Annotated in this window: 12 protein-coding genes; 1 reads left to right on the top strand and 11 read right to left on the bottom strand. The window is 34.5% G+C overall.

The genetic code is table 11. The annotated features are described in order from the left end of the window. Positions 1-11: 11 nt before the first annotated feature. From asnS to polA, 11 genes are all read right to left on the bottom strand, one after another. The gene (gene asnS / locus VP395_RS07220) at positions 12-1445 is read right to left on the bottom strand and encodes an asparagine--tRNA ligase (RefSeq protein ID WP_346241105.1); all 1434 of its coding nucleotides are present in this window, start codon (positions 1443-1445) and stop codon (positions 12-14) included. A gap of 137 nt (positions 1446-1582) precedes the next feature. Continuing rightward, positions 1583-3988, bottom strand: coding sequence for an efflux RND transporter permease subunit (locus tag VP395_RS07215; protein WP_346241103.1), 2406 nt, complete (start codon positions 3986-3988; stop codon positions 1583-1585). Between the two features lie 47 nt (positions 3989-4035). After that, positions 4036-5301: a hypothetical protein gene (locus VP395_RS07210; RefSeq protein ID WP_346241102.1), complete on the bottom strand. Its 1266-nt coding sequence runs from the start codon at positions 5299-5301 to the stop codon at positions 4036-4038. Positions 5302-5357: 56 nt separating this feature from the next. Next, positions 5358-5915 carry a ribosome recycling factor gene (gene frr, locus VP395_RS07205; protein ID WP_346241101.1) on the bottom strand — a complete coding sequence of 186 codons (558 nt, stop codon included), beginning with the start codon at positions 5913-5915 and terminating at the stop codon, positions 5358-5360. Positions 5916-5959: 44 nt separating this feature from the next. After that, a complete protein-coding gene (pyrH, locus tag VP395_RS07200; protein WP_346241100.1) occupies positions 5960-6667 on the bottom strand; it encodes a UMP kinase in 708 nt (235 codons plus the stop codon). Between the two features lie 336 nt (positions 6668-7003). Beyond that, positions 7004-7978, bottom strand: coding sequence for a translation elongation factor Ts (gene tsf / locus VP395_RS07195; protein ID WP_346241099.1), 975 nt, complete (start codon positions 7976-7978; stop codon positions 7004-7006). Between the two features lie 83 nt (positions 7979-8061). Then, a complete protein-coding gene (rpsB, locus tag VP395_RS07190) occupies positions 8062-8838 on the bottom strand; it encodes a 30S ribosomal protein S2 (RefSeq protein WP_132214410.1) in 777 nt (258 codons plus the stop codon). A 193-nt stretch (positions 8839-9031) separates the two neighbouring features. Then, entirely contained in the window at positions 9032-9418 is a 387-nt protein-coding gene (gene rpsI / locus VP395_RS07185; protein WP_346241098.1) for a 30S ribosomal protein S9, read from the bottom strand. Further along, the gene (gene rplM, locus VP395_RS07180) at positions 9418-9873 is read right to left on the bottom strand and encodes a 50S ribosomal protein L13 (protein WP_346241097.1); all 456 of its coding nucleotides are present in this window, start codon (positions 9871-9873) and stop codon (positions 9418-9420) included. The genes rpsI and rplM overlap by 1 nt, the downstream gene beginning before the upstream one ends. Before the next feature lie 234 nt (positions 9874-10107). Further along, on the bottom strand, positions 10108-11070 hold the full coding sequence (locus VP395_RS07175) for an L-threonylcarbamoyladenylate synthase (RefSeq protein WP_346241096.1): 963 nt from the start codon (positions 11068-11070) through the stop codon (positions 10108-10110). 39 nt (positions 11071-11109) lie between these two features. After that, on the bottom strand, positions 11110-13956 hold the full coding sequence (gene polA, locus VP395_RS07170) for a DNA polymerase I (RefSeq protein ID WP_346241095.1): 2847 nt from the start codon (positions 13954-13956) through the stop codon (positions 11110-11112). Positions 13957-14216: 260 nt separating this feature from the next. On the opposite strand from polA, the gene VP395_RS07165 reads away from it, so the two are divergent. Then, complete coding sequence (locus tag VP395_RS07165) at positions 14217-15452, top strand: metallophosphoesterase (RefSeq protein WP_346241094.1); 1236 nt, start codon at positions 14217-14219, stop codon at positions 15450-15452. The last annotated feature ends 73 nt before the right edge of the window (positions 15453-15525 follow it).

Raw genomic sequence — 15525 nt, 5'->3', positions numbered from 1 at the left:
ACTAATGTTTTTTAAAATTCGGCGTTTTGAGGTGTTCTTGGAAACGGAATAACGTCCCTTATATTGCTCATTCCTGTAGCAAACATAACCAAACGTTCAAAACCTAAACCAAAACCAGCATGAACCGCAGTGCCAAATTTGCGTAAATCTAAATACCACCATAGCTCTTCTTCAGGAATATTAATAGAAGCCATTCTTTGTTTTAGCACTTCTAAACGTTCTTCACGTTGTGCGCCACCAACAATTTCGCCAATACCCGGAAAGAGAATATCCATGGCGCGAACCGTTTTTCCATCGTCATTCAAACGCATGTAAAATGCTTTTATGTTTGCGGGATAATCAAATAAAATAACAGGGCATTTAAAGTGTTTTTCGACTAAAAAACGTTCGTGTTCACTTTGTAAATCGCAACCCCATTCATTAATGATATATTTGAACTTCTTTTTCTTATTAGGGTTGCTGTCTCGAAGTATATCAATGGCTTCGGTGTAACTAACGCGTTTGAAATTATTATCGGTTACAAAGTTTAATTTTTCAATCAAACCAAATTCACTGCGTTCGTTTTGTGGTTTGGTTTTGTCTTCGTCTTTTAATCGGGCGTCTAAAAACTCTAAATCTTCACGGTTGTTTTTAAGAATGTATTTTAGCACGTATTTCATGAAATCTTCGGCTAAATCCATGTTACCCGCCAAATCCATAAAAGCGACTTCGGGTTCAATCATCCAGAATTCAGCTAAATGGCGTGATGTGTTTGAGTTTTCAGCCCTAAAAGTAGGTCCGAATGTGTACACTTTTCCTAAGGACATGGCGTAAGTTTCGGCTTCTAACTGCCCAGAAACGGTTAAATTGGTTTCCTTTCCGAAGAAATCTTTAGAATAATCTACATGGCCTTCTTCATTTAAAGGTGGTTTTTTAGCATCCAGATTGGTAACTCGAAACATTTCGCCTGCACCTTCGGCATCACTTCCTGTAATTATAGGAGTATGTACGTAGTAAAACCCGTTTTCATTAAAATATTGATGAATGGCAAACGAAAGGGTAGAACGCAAACGCATAACCGCGCTAAACGTGTTGGTTCTGGTACGTAAATGGGCATTTTCTCTTAAAAATTCGAATGAGTGCTTTTTTGGTTGAATGGGGTAAGTTTCGGGATCTGAATCTCCTAAAACTTTCAATTCCTTAACTTGGATTTCTACTTTTTGCCCTTTGCCTTGGCTTTCAACTAAATCGCCTTTAATATGAATAGCAGCACCTGTGGTAATACGTTTTAAAAGGGCTTCATCAAAGTTTTCAAAATCTACTACACATTGAATGTTGTTTAGTGTAGAACCATCGTTTAAAGCGATGAATCGGTTCGCTCTAAAAGTTCTAACCCATCCTTTTATATCAACTTCAGAACTAACAAAATCTTGTGACAGTAATTCTGAAATACTACGTAATTTCATAAGTATTAAAATTTATTAATGTAAATATAGAAAATTCAGAATTCAGAATTCAGAATTCTGAGACTATTCGGTTTCGTAGATGAAAATTCAAATTCTTAAAACCAAATTCCAAAGATTTTCAGTTTTGAATTTAGAATTTAAATATTGAAATTTTCTTCTTCTGTTTCGTCTTCTTCAGGAATAATATTTATTGCAGGTTCTTTCAAAACTTCTTTATTGGCAATGCTGCGTTCTAAAGATAGTAATAGCGAAGGAAGCAAAAGAAGATTGGATAACATAGCAAAAAGCAATGTGGCGGATACTAATGCCCCCAAAGCGACGGTACCACCAAAACTAGAGATGGTAAATACCGAGAAACCAAAGAATAACACAATAGAAGTATAAAACATGCTCACACCTGTTTCACGTAAAGCACCGTAAACCGATATTTTAATTTTCCAGTTGTTGGCTTGTAATTCTTGTCTGTATTTAGCCAAAAAGTGAATGGTATCATCAACCGAAATACCAAAGGCGATACTGAATACCAAAATGGTTGAAGGTTTTATAGGAACGCCCAAATAACCCATCAATCCTGCGGTTACCAATAGCGGAATGAGGTTAGGGATTAGTGAAACAACAATCATACGTGCAGACCTAAACATATACGCCATAAACAAAGCGATTAAAAGTATGGCAAGCGATAAAGAAATAGCAAGGTTTTTAACCAAATAGGTAGTGCCTTTTTGAAATACTAAGGCTTTCCCCGTCATGGTAACGTTGTATTGTTCTTCAGGAAAAAATTTGTCTATTTCACTTTGAAGGTTTTCTTCAATACGTTCCATTTTATCGGTGCCAATATCTTTCATAAAGGTTGTGATACGCGCATATTGCCCAGTACTATCCACAAAATTCTTAAGTAAATCAACATCGGATGTTGAGTTTTTGGCGTACGATAAAATAAAACTGTTTTCTTGTGAAGTAGGCAGTTGGTAAAATTTGGTGTTTCCGTTGTAATAAGCTTGTTTGGAATATTTAACCAAATCTACCACAGAAATGGGTTTCGATAACTCAGGCGTTTCGTTAATGGCTTCCTGTAATTCATCCATACGTCTTAACGTAGAAAGTTTCATAACACCTTGTTTTCGCTTGGTGTCAATCATAAATTCCAAAGGCATAATACCGTTAAATTCATCTTCAAAAAAACGGATGTCATTTACAAATTCAGAATTTTGTGGCATGTCTTCAATTAAACTGCCCGAAATCTTTATTTGGTAGATGCCTATAATACTTACTATCAATAGAACTAAAGCTACAGAGTAAATGGCAATGCGTTCGTGCTTTACCATGCGCTCCATCCAGTTTACAAAACCACCAATCCAACGTTTGTTTAAGTGTTCTAAATGTCTGTCTTTTGGGTAAGGTAAAAACGTATAAATAATAGGGATAATTAATAAACACAGTATAAAAATAGATAGGATACTTAACGAAGCTACAATACCAAATTCTTTTAAAAGGGTGCTTTCAGTGAAAATAAACGTGGCAAAACCAGAGGCGGTAGTTACATTAGTCATTAATGTAGCATTTCCAATTTTTGTGATAACGCGCTGTAACGATTTCACTTTATTACCATGAAGTTTTACTTCGTGTTGGTATTTATTAATTAAAAAGATACAGTTTGGAATACCTATAACAATAATTAATGGCGGAATGAGAGCTGTTAAAACAGTTATTTCGTAGTTTAAAGCGCCGATAATTCCGAGAGTCCACATCACCCCAATACAAACAACAACCAGCGAAATTAAAGTAGCTCTAAACGATCTAAAAAATAAAAAGAAAATAAGCGAAGTAACCAACAAAGCCGCTAGTACAAACCAAACAATTTCATCTACAATTAATTGCGCGTTTAGTGTTCTAATATACGGCATGCCCGAAATGCGAACATCTAAATTTGTAGCAATCTCAAAATCTTCAATTTTTGGTATTAATTCATTAAGTATAAATTCTTTTCTGGCCGATGTATTTACAATAGCTTTATCAAGATAAATAATGGTTCTTATGGTTTTTGTTTTCTTATTGAATAAGAAATTATCATAAAATGGATATTTGTTGAAAAGCTCATCTTCAAGTTCAATTATTTGAGAAACTGATCCTATAGAATCTTTAATAAAAGGTTGAAGGCTGAATTTTTGGTGAAGCGTATCTTTTACTAGTTTTTGAAGGTCTTTAACAGAAATAACCGTTTCAACTTCATCATATTTTTTAAAACTGTTGGCTAATTTGTTCCAGGCGTTTAGTTTATCAACAGACAATAAAGTGCTGTCTTTTACGCCAATAATGACAAGATTTCCTTCTTCACCAAAAGTTTTTAAAAAGTTGTTGTAGGTGATGTTTACTTCGTGATCATCTGGTAAAAGGTTCGCTTCGGTATTGGAAAAACGCATATTTTTCCATTGCGTACTAAACAAAATGGTAATAATAATGATACTAACAAGAATACCAATTTTATTACGTAAAATTAACCTTGCGATAACGTCCCAAAAATCCTTGGTAAAAAGTTTTAACATGCCTTAAATAAAAGTTGCGCAAAGGTAGAAAAAATGAGGCTATTACCTCATAAAGTCAAGTTAAATGTAAACTTAAAGGCAACATTATCACCAAACTCGGGCAAATGATAGGCGCCATAGCGGTAAGTAAAACTTAAACCAAATCCAAAAAGTAGTTTATTGATTTCAAAACCCGATTCAGTATAGCCTTTTTTAAGCGAGCCAAATGTAACGTTTTGGTGTTTTTCAGGTTCTTTGGTGTCGCCTATGGCATAACGTGTAATTAAAACTATTTGCGGTTTGTAACGGGCTGTAACATAAAAAGGTTTGAGATAATGTTTGAATTGAAGTGTAGCAAACTTATCAGAAAAAAACTCATTAAAAAACATGGTTTCAAAACTATTGGTACCCGCAACCGAAAAGCGTTGCATGATAGTTTCTTTTGTAATGTTATTGGGGTAGGCGTGGTATAAATGGGTTAAGGGAATATCTCCATTTGCTATACCACCTACTAATGTGATTTCAGAAAGATTACTATCTTTTTTTCCAATTTGGTGAATGGTTCTAAAATCTATTTTCGAAAAATTTAAATCGCTTTTAAAAACATCATTAAAACTTTTGGTGTATTGTAATGTGATTAATGGATATTCGTTTTCTTTTACGTTAGTTTCGGAAACCTTAGTGCTTTTAAGTGGACTCCATTGGAATGCAAATTTAGCAATACTTAAGTTGAAAGTATTTAATACACCATTATTGGTTACGTAACCGTAGCTATAAGTGGGTTTAATGTAGCTTTCTGAAAATTCGGTTTCTGCATTTAAATTGTTTGATATTTGGTGTTCGAAAGCAATGGACTTTGTAATATGTTTATGAAACAAATCGATATTGAGTAAACGAGGTTCAAAGAACTGAAAAATGCGTTTATCCGTTAAAAATTTTGTGCTTCCGGTTTCTTGTAAGTCATCGGTATAAGAAAACGTCATCCATGTATTGGTTTTTTCGTTTAGCCTAAAACTGCTACCAACATTATATTTAAATGTATCGTCTCTAAATCCATAAACAGCGTATCCGTTTATTCTAACATTTTCTGAAAAGGCATCATTTGTAATGCCACCTATTCCCGTTCGTATACCTTCATATTGGTTGTATTTTATAAGATATCTTAAATCAAAATTGAAGTATTTGGTTGGGATATAGCCATTTGCTAGTCCTTTAACCAAAGCGGTTTTTTTAACAGAATCTTGTATCGCTTCTACATGGTTTTCTTTAGCAGATTGTGCCTGAGATATTGTAACAAAAAAAGCATAAACTAGAAGAATACAATATTTAAACATAGGTATAATGCAAAGCTAAAGTTTGAAAAAAAAGCGACTTTTCAGTCGCTTTAAAATTATACAGTCATAATTTCCTTTTCTTTGTTATCGAAAAGGTCATCAATCTTTTTAACGTACTTATCGGTTAAATGTTGCACATCTACCTCGGCGTTCTTTTTAAGGTCTTCAGATACTTCGTCTAATTTTTTAATATCATTATTAGCATCTTTTCTTGCAGAACGAACCCCGATTTTTGCGTCTTCAGCTTCAGCTTTAGCTTGTTTTGCTAAATCACGACGGCGTTCTTCTGTTAAAGGAGGGACATTAATAATAATAGTATCGCCATTGTTCATAGGATTGAAACCCAGATTTGCAATTTGAATCCCTTTTTCAATTTCTTGAAGCATCTTTTTTTCCCATGGTTGTACGGTAATAGTTCTACCATCTGGAGTATTTACATTGGCAACCTGAGATAGAGGTGTTTGCGCCCCGTAATAACTTACCATAACACTTCCAAGCATGGCAGGACTCGCTTTTCCTGCTCTAATATTAACAAATTGCTTTTCTAAATGCTTAATGGCACTGTCCATTGCCTCTTTTGCTGTGTCTAATATAAATTGTATTTCTTCATTCATAATATCAAACTTTTTCAATCAATTACTTAAAAATTACGCCAAGTTTATAGGTTTACTTCGGTTCCTACTTTTTCGCCAGAAACAACTTTTAGTAAGTTCCCTTTTTTGTTCATATCGAAAACTATAATTGGAAGTTGGTTTTCTTGACTAAGTGTAAAAGCCGTAGTATCCATTACTTTTAAGCCTTTTCGCAACACATCATCAAATGATATAAAATTGAATTTTACAGCATTAGTGTCTTTTTCTGGGTCGGTATTATAAATACCATCCACACGTGTTCCCTTTAAAATCACATCGGCTTCAATTTCTATAGCACGTAAAACTGCTGCAGAATCGGTAGTAAAATAAGGATTTCCGGTACCACCACCAAAAATAACAACACGCCCTTTTTCTAAGTGACGCATTGCTTTACGGCGTATAAAAGGCTCTGCCACTTGGTTAATATGTACAGCAGACTGTAAACGAGTTGGCAAGCCAGCATCTTCCAAAGCACTTTGTAGCGCTAAACCATTAATAACGGTTGCAAGCATACCCATATGGTCTCCTTGCACACGGTCCATACCGTTACTAGCACCAGCAACCCCTCTAAAAATATTGCCACCACCAATTACTATGGCAACTTCAACACCTTTGTCGGTAATGGTTTTAATATCTTTTGCATATTCGGCCAAACGTTCTGGGTCAATACCGTATTGGCGCTCTCCCATTAGGGCTTCACCAGATAGTTTTAAAAGAATTCTTTTATATTTCATTATTTTTATACTGAAGTTGTGCAAAACTACATAAATTTTTGGTGTTTACCGAAGTCCAATTTATCAAAATAACGGTATACATCAATAAATTTTATGTTTTGGGTGTTACCCTAAAGAGATGGGTTTGTAGTTTGCCCTGAGCATAGACGAAGGGCTATAAGTTCTGGCTCCTGCATCGCTGTGGGCTTTCTACTCCAATCGCTAAGCCAAGTCAATTACTTAAAAACTAACTATAATCCCAGAAATTAAGTTCATCATTTCACAAAAAAAACCACTTCATTTTGTTATGAAGTGGTTAAATATTTATAATATTAAGTCCTGTTTCTAGGAAATTTATTATCCTAAAGCAACACGTTTAAATCCTGCAATAGCAACATCTCCATAAGAAGCAACATATTTAGCAACGTTTATTTTATCATCTTTAATAAAGTTTTGATCTAATAAACATTGTTCTTGGTCTAAAGTGGTGTTGTCTGAAATAAAACGCTCTAATTTACCTGGTAAAATCCTATCCCAAATTTGTTCCGGTTTTCCTTCAGCTTTCAATTCAGCTTTTGCAGTTTCTTCAGCTTTTGCTAAAACTTCAGGCGTTAATTGCGCCATAGAAATGTATTGTGGTACATTTTTAAGGGTTTTACCTAAACGAGCAAACTCTTCATTATCTTTTTCAATAACAGCAATTCTAGCTTCTAATTCTGAAGCAATATATGCAGGGTCAAAATCTTTGTAAGATAATGTTGTTGCACCCATAGAAGCAATTTGCATTGCAACATCTTTAGATAATGTTTCAGCATTTTTTACATTAGCAGTTAAACCTACTAAAGCAGCAATTTTGTTAATATGAACGTAAGAACCAACATAAGGAGCTTCTAATTTTTCAAAAGCATTGATATCTAATTTTTCACCAATAACACCTGTTTGCTCAATTAATTTATCAGCAACAGTCATTCCACCAAAATCAGCGGCTAAAAGTTCTTCTTTTGTGTTTACTGTAAATGCTAAATCAGCCAATTGGTCAGCTAATGCAATAAAGTTTTCGTTTTTACCAACAAAGTCAGTTTCGCAACCTAAAACGATGGCAACACCTACGGTATTGTCAGCATTAACTTTTGCAATAGCAGCACCTTCAGAAGACTCACGGTCTGCACGGTTTGCAGCAACTTTTTGGCCTTTTTTACGTAAAACTTCAATTGCTTTATCAAAATTGCCTTCAGCTTCAACTAAAGCTTTTTTACAATCCATCATTCCTGCACCTGTAGCTTGTCTTAATTTATTAACCTCAGCTGCTGTAATTTTTACTGTAGATTCCATATCTTTTTTAATTTAAAAAAGTCGTTCAAATATTCCTGTAAAGAAAATAATTAAACGACTTATTTGTATTGTGAAATTGTTAATTATTCTTCCTCGTCGGTAACAACTGCTTTAGATGCACGTTTTTTAGTTGGTGCAACTTTTTCATTGTCATCATCTTGGTCTTCTTTGTCAGATTTTCTATCGGCTAAACCAGCAGCAATAGAAGCTGTAACATAAGATAATACTTTATCGATAGATTTAGAAGCATCATCATTTGCAGGTATTACATAATCAACTTGACGTGGATCAGAGTTAGTATCAACCATTGCAAAAATAGGAATGTTTAATTTTTGAGCTTCTTTAATAGCGATGTGCTCACGTTTAATATCAACTACAAATAATGCACCTGGTAAACGTGTCATGTCTACAATAGAACCTAAGTTTTTTTCCAACTTAGCTCTTAAACGATCTACTTGTAAACGTTCTTTTTTAGAAAGCGTTAAGAAAGTACCATCTTTCTTCATTCTATCAATCATAGCCATTTTTTTAACAGCTTTTCTAATAGTTACGAAGTTAGTTAGCATACCACCTGGCCATCTTTCAGTGATGTAAGGCATAGTGATAGATCCTGCTTTTTCAGCTACGATATCTTTTGCTTGTTTTTTTGTTGCAACGAATAAAATTTTACGGCCAGAGGCAGCAATTTTAGCTAATGCTTCTCCAGCTTCGTCAATTTTAGCCGCTGTTTTATAAAGGTTTATAATATGGATGCCGTTACGCTCCATGTATACGTAAGGAGCCATGTTTGGATCCCACTTACGTGTAAGGTGACCGAAGTGTACACCTGCTTCAAGTAATTCTTTTACTTCTACTGCCATTTTGTAATAGTTTACGTTCTGTTGATTAGCAATGTTCCTTTTTTGCTTTAAGCAATTAAGCTTTAGGCTTTAGGCTTCATTTAGATGCTTAACTAAATCCTGTTTTTTACGACTAGGACAACAATAACTGGTTAAATTTTTTGTTTGAAATGAAATTGCTGTAATCGCGTCCAGCATGACATTCCTAATAATATTAACGTTTAGAGAACTGGAATTTCTTACGCGCTTTTTTCTGACCGAATTTTTTACGCTCTACCATTCTTGGGTCTCTTGTTAATAAACCTTCTGGTTTAAGTGTCAATCTGTTTTCTGCATCTACTTCACACATAGCGCGAGAGATAGCTAAACGAACAGCTTCTGCTTGACCAGTAATACCGCCACCTAATACACTTACTTTAATATCAAAGTTACCTTCGTTATTAGTCAAAGCTAATGGTTGGTTTACTTTGTATTGTAAAGTAGTTGTAGTAAAGTAAGCGTTTAATTCTTTTTTGTTTACTGTGATGTTACCTTTTCCTGGGGCAACATATACACGAGCAACAGCCGTTTTTCTGCGACCAATTTTGTGAATTACTTCCATTACTTGAATTCGTTTAAGTTAATTGCTTTTGGTTTTTGTGCAGCGTGAGTGTGCTCTGAACCAACAACAACATTTAAATTACGGAATAAATCTGCACCTAATTTGTTTTTAGGTAACATTCCTTTTACTGATTTTTCTACTACGCGTGCTGGATCTTTTCCAAACAGTTCTGTAGCAGTTAAACTTCTTTGACCACCTGGATAACCTGTATGACGAATGTACGTTTTATCGTTCCATTTGTTTCCGGTTAAGTTGATTTTTTCTGAATTGATAACAATTACGTTATCACCACAATCAACGTGTGGTGTGAAGCTAGGTTTGTGTTTGCCTCTTAAAAGTTTTGCAACTTTTGAAGCTAAACGACCCAAAGATTGACCTTCAGCGTCAACTAAAACCCACTGCTTATCTGCAGTAGCTTTATTGGCTGAAATGGTTTTGTAGCTTAATGTGTCCACGTTATTAATTATTTTTATTAAACATTCCTCTCTCAAAAAGAGTTTGCAAATGTACGATAATCTATTTGATTACCAAATAGTGAATGCACTTATTTTTAATTAGTTTGCTAACCTTTATTAGCGTGTGAAATCATATTATTTTTAAAACTAATTACACTTTAATATGTGTGTTTTGATTTGGTTTTTTAGTAGCCTTTAATAACATTATTTATAATTGTTTAAATGAATTATAAATTATTCTTTTTTAGTGGCTCTCAAAAGTCTATCGTTTATTGATTTTCCTAAACCATAATCCGGAAATGTTTCACATACAATCATATCAAGGTTTAATTTATCTAAAGTATGTAATGTACTGTACACCTTTGAAGTAGCCTCCATTAAATTTGAATTTTCAGAAAGAACGAATTGATTTTTGAGTGAGTAATTTTCAATAGGCTTGTTAAATAGCAAAAACCCTATCTTTTTTTCTGAATATGGATATATAAAAGTGCTCACATTTTCAACCAGAAATGTTGGGGTAGATGGTGCATAATGTCTAGAAAGCATTCCAGGAGCATCAGGATTGCTATCCTTTTTGTTTTTTATTTCAATATTACCAATCACAGCTTGTATGTCTTCAATTGAAATTGAACCTAATCTATATATTATGGGCTCATTGTTTTCAAAACCTACAATAGTCGATTCGATGCCGTTTTTACATGAACCCCCATCTAAAACCATTTCTAGATCGTTTTTAAAATAATCTTCAACATGTTCAGCACAAGTAGGGCTTATGCGTCCAAAAGGGTTTGCACTGGGTGCTGCTAACGGAAAATTTAAACCTTCTAATAATTTAATAGTTACAGGGTGGTTTGGAATTCGTACAGCCACTGTATCTTTTCCTGCTGTTACAGTATCGGGTACGCTAGGTTGTTTTTTTAAAACCAATGTTAATGGCCCGGGCCAAAATGCATTACTTAATAGTTTTGCTTTTTCGGGAACCTCTCTAACAATTTTATCTAAATTATCAATAGAGGGGATATGAACTATTAATGGATTGAATAATGGCCTTTGCTTCATTTTAAAAATGCTGCTAATTGCGCGTTCACTATAAATATTTCCTGCTAAACCATAAACAGTTTCTGTTGGAATAGCAACTAATTTATCTTCCTTTAGAAGTTGAACAGCTTTTGAAATATCTTTCGAAATAATGGACATAAAGATTTAAATAAGCTGCAAATATATATCTTATATTTATTAGTGCGCCTCTAACCAATCATTTCCTATACCTAATTCAACATCTAAAGGAACTTCTAGAGCATATGCATTTTCCATTTCGGTTTTAACCAATGTTTTGATGGTTTCCAGTTCTGGTTTATAAACATCAAAAACCAACTCATCATGGACTTGTAGTAACATTTTGGTTTTGAAGTTTCCTGCTTGCAGTTTTTCGTATATATGAATCATAGCTATTTTAATAATATCGGCAGCGCTACCTTGAATAGGTGCGTTTACGGCATTACGTTCGGCAGCACCACGAACTACGGCATTTCTGGAATTAATGTCGTTTAAATAACGGCGTCTACCTAAAACGGTTTGAACGTAGCCATTCTCTCGTGCAAAATCGATTTGTTCGTTGATGAAGTTTCTGAGTTTTGGGTAGGTTAAATAATAGGTGTCAATCAATTCTTTAGATTCACTACGCGATAAATCGGTTTGATTGCTTAACCCAAAAGCAGAAACGCCATAAATAATACCAAAATTTACCGTTTTAGCATTGCTACGTTGTTCTCTGGTTATTTCTCCAATAGGGACATTAAAAACTTTTGATGCGGTACTTGCATGAATATCTTCACCATTTTTAAAGGCGTTAATCATGGTTTCTTCTTTGCTTAAAGCGGCAATGATGCGGAGTTCTATTTGCGAATAATCAGCAGCTAGCAATATATAATCTTTGCTTCGTGGAATAAAAGCTTTTCGTACTTGGCGTCCGCGTTCGGTACGAATTGGGATATTTTGAAGGTTGGGATTATTGCTTGAAAGTCGGCCAGTAGCCGCTACTGTTTGCATATAATCGGTGTGCACTCTGCTGGTTGAAGGCTCTACCTGTGTTGGTAAGGCATCCACATAAGTACTTTTTAGTTTCGATAAGCCCCTAAAATCTAATATGTGTTGAATAATATCATGATCTTTTGCCAAATAACTCAAAATATCTTCACCTGTGGCATATTGTCCAGTTTTGGTTTTTTTAGGTTTATCAACCAGTTTTAATTTGTCAAATAAAATATCTCCCAATTGTTTTGGAGAAGCAATGTTGAATTCTTCACCCGCTTCTGCATAAATTTTGGTTTCTAAAGATTTTATATCGTTTTCAAGTTGTGCTGAAAGTGAATTCAAGAATTTTTCGTCTAAATTAATTCCTTCCAATTCCATAGCGGCGAGTACTCGAAGCAACGGAATTTCTATATCGTCAAATAGTTTTTTGGTATTGGCATCTCCTAACTCTTTTTCAAAATGTTCTTTTAATTGCAACGTCACATCGGCATCTTCAACTGCATATTCCGTTTGTTTTTCTAAGGATACCTCTCGCATCGAAAGTTGGTTTTTCCCTTTTTTACCGATTAATTCTTCAATAGAAATTGGTGTGTAATTTAAATAGGTTTCTGCCAAAACATCCATATTGTGGCGCATATCGGGGTTAATTAAATAATGCGCTAACATGGTATCAAACAGCTTTCCTTTTACTTCAACATTATATTTAGCCAGTACTTTAATATCGTATTTTAAATTCTGACCAATTTTTTCAATGTGCTCATTTTCAAAAAACGGGCGTAATTGCTCTATGAGTGCTTGGGCTTCATCTTTGTGTTCAGGAAACGGCACATAAAACCCTTTGCCAACTTCCCAAGAAAAAGCAATGCCAACTAATTGTGCCGTTATGGGATTGATATCGGTGGTTTCCGTATCAAAACATACCGAGGTTTGGTTCATCAAATTTTTAATAAACAGTTTTGTTGCCATACCAGAAGAGACACTTTGGTAAAAATGCGAGGTGGTTTCGACTGTTTTTCTGGTGAATTCAGAAATGGTTTCTGTCTCTTTTGAAGTAGAAATATCACCACCAAATAATGAAAATTGTCCTGCACCTGCTGAAGCTGTTTCTTTAGGTGTTGTTTGTATTTCTGTTTTATTAGAAGTTGAAGTGGTTTCGGTTGAAGTTTCTGTTGCAAATGTTTTCTCAAAATTAGCAAGCAACTGTCTGAATTCTAATTCCTGAAAAATTTCGGTTACTTTTGGTAAATTGGGTTGGTCCAATTCAAAATCCTTAGCATGAAAAGTTACCGGAACATCTAACATAATGGTGGCTAATTTTTTGGAAAGTAATCCTAATTCTTTAGCACCTTCAATTTTCTCTTTCATTTTACCTTTTAGTTCGTGTGTGTTGGCTAAAAGGTTTTCCATACTACCATATTCCGCTAAAAGTTTCTTAGCAGTTTTTTCGCCAACTCCAGGCAACCCAGGTATATTATCACTGGAATCGCCCATCATCCCTAAAAAATCAATTACTTGCAACGGGTCTTTTACTTCGAACTTTTTTTGCACTTCGGGGATTCCCCAAGTTTCGTAACCTCCACCAAAAACGGGACGGTACATAAAAATATTTTCGGAAACCAATTGCGCAAAATCTTTATCGGGCGTTACCATAAAGGTCTTATAACCTTCTTTTTCGGCTTGTTTAGAAAGTGTTCCAATAACATCATCCGCCTCAAAACCTTCTTTTACCATAATAGGAATGTGCATGGCTTTTAAAATGTCTTGGATATAAGGTACTGCAATTTTTATGGCTTCGGGCGTTTCATCTCTATTGGCTTTGTAGGCTTCAAACATTTCAACCCTATCGGCACTTCCGCCTTTATCAAAACAAACGGCTAAATGGTCTGGGCGTTCGCGTTTAATGACGTCTAAAAGCGAGTTCATAAAACCCATAATGGCAGACGTGTCAACACCTTTTGAGTTAATTCTTGGGTTTTTTATAAAGGCATAATACCCACGGAAAATTAAGGCATAGGCATCAACTAAAAAAAGACGTTTTTGATCGGACATTTATTGAAATATTAAAGTGAAACTACTATGTCGCCTCGAGCGCAGTCGAGAGGTTTTTAAAAACTATTCGCATAAAAATAAGTTCTCGACCGCGCTCGAACAGACAAGAAAACCAAAACTACGAAAAGAATTTTTGATTTAGGGTTTGCGATGTTACGATTGATGAAATTTTAACCTAGAAATTGAAATCAAACGTTTAACAGTTTCATAAGAAAATCAAAATACGAAATGAGTAACTTTACAAACTAATTTTTATAATTATGCTTCGATGGATTATTTTTCTTGTTATTTTCTTAATTCTAGATTTATATGCTTTTCAGGCATTTAAAACGGTTTCAAAAAATAACTGGTCTCACTTATCGTATTGGGTTATTTCTGTGTTAGTTGTTGGCAATTTTGTTTTTAACTATTATGGTTTTAATAGAAGGGACGGGTTTTCTCACGCCCATGCTTATGCTTTTGGGTTTTTTATAGCGATTTTGATTCCAAAAATGGTTCTTTTTTTAGGCATGTTTGCTGAAGATGTTTTTAGGGTGCCCTTGGCTATTTACCGCTATTTTACTGAAGGAGATGCAGCAAAAGGAAATTACTTTGCGGCGCGCAGGCAGTTTGTTAGTCAGATAGCTTTAGGTATAGCTGCAATTCCGCTGGTGTCGGTTTTATATGGTATTTATAAGGGTAAGTATAATTTTAAGGTATTAAAGTATACGCTCACTTTTGAAGATTTGCCCAATGCATTTCATGGGTATAAAATAACACAGTTAAGCGATATTCATTCGGGCAGTTTTGACGATATTGAAAAAGTTAAATACGCCGTAAATTTGGTTAATGAGCAGCAAAGTGATGTTATTCTGTTTACGGGTGATATGGTAAACAATAAAGCTGAAGAAATGCATCCTTACATGGATGTTTTTAATAAGCTACAGGCTAAAGATGGTAAATTTTCGGTATTGGGAAACCATGATTATGGCGATTATGTTACTTGGAATTCTGAAGCTGCTAAACATCAAAATCTAGAAGATTTAAAAATCATTCAGAAGCAAATAGGCTTTGATCTATTATTAAATGAAAGTCGCTTTTTAGAAAAGGATGGTGAACGTATTGCCTTGGTTGGTGTTGAGAATTGGGGTACAGGTGGTTTTAAACAAGAAGGCGATTTGAAACAAGCCGCTTCTGGTATTAAAAAAGAAGATTTTAAAATATTAATGAGTCACGACCCAACCCATTGGGAAAAAGTGGTGATTGATGATGATTACCATTACCATCTAACATTAAGTGGTCACACCCATGGTATGCAGTTTGGTATTGAAATACCTGGGTGGTTTAAATGGAGTCCAGCAAAATGGCGTTACAAGTATTGGGCAGGTATTTACGAAGAAATGGGGCAATATATAAACGTAAATAGAGGTTTTGGGTATTTGGCATTTCCTGGGCGTGTAGGTATGTGGCCAGAGATTACAGTGATTGAACTTAAAAAAGGGACAAGTATTACCTAATTTATTATATTTTTATTATACAAAGTAATTACCTATTTTTATAATAATGCATTATAAACACTGTGTTTATTGA

This window comes from Mariniflexile soesokkakense (assembly GCF_039650365.1).
GTDB classification, from domain to species: Bacteria; Bacteroidota; Bacteroidia; order Flavobacteriales; family Flavobacteriaceae; genus Mariniflexile; species Mariniflexile soesokkakense.
Note: the sequence above shows the minus strand (reverse complement) of the source record. Positions and strands in the feature narration are given on the sequence as shown.

Excerpts from the sequence above, each read along its gene's own strand:
- asnS (WP_346241105.1), bottom strand. The coding sequence starts at position 1,445 with ATGAAATTACGTAGTATTTCAGAATTACTGTCACAAGATTTTGTTAGT.
- VP395_RS07215 (WP_346241103.1), bottom strand. The coding sequence starts at position 3,988 with ATGTTAAAACTTTTTACCAAGGATTTTTGGGACGTTATCGCAAGGTTA.
- VP395_RS07210 (WP_346241102.1), bottom strand. The coding sequence starts at position 5,301 with ATGTTTAAATATTGTATTCTTCTAGTTTATGCTTTTTTTGTTACAATA.
- frr (WP_346241101.1), bottom strand. The coding sequence starts at position 5,915 with ATGAATGAAGAAATACAATTTATATTAGACACAGCAAAAGAGGCAATG.
- pyrH (WP_346241100.1), bottom strand. The coding sequence starts at position 6,667 with ATGAAATATAAAAGAATTCTTTTAAAACTATCTGGTGAAGCCCTAATG.
- tsf (WP_346241099.1), bottom strand. The coding sequence starts at position 7,978 with ATGGAATCTACAGTAAAAATTACAGCAGCTGAGGTTAATAAATTAAGA.
- rpsB (WP_132214410.1), bottom strand. The coding sequence starts at position 8,838 with ATGGCAGTAGAAGTAAAAGAATTACTTGAAGCAGGTGTACACTTCGGT.
- rpsI (WP_346241098.1), bottom strand. The coding sequence starts at position 9,418 with ATGGAAGTAATTCACAAAATTGGTCGCAGAAAAACGGCTGTTGCTCGT.
- VP395_RS07175 (WP_346241096.1), bottom strand. The coding sequence starts at position 11,070 with ATGTCCATTATTTCGAAAGATATTTCAAAAGCTGTTCAACTTCTAAAG.
- polA (WP_346241095.1), bottom strand. The coding sequence starts at position 13,956 with ATGTCCGATCAAAAACGTCTTTTTTTAGTTGATGCCTATGCCTTAATT.
- VP395_RS07165 (WP_346241094.1), top strand. The coding sequence starts at position 14,217 with ATGCTTCGATGGATTATTTTTCTTGTTATTTTCTTAATTCTAGATTTA.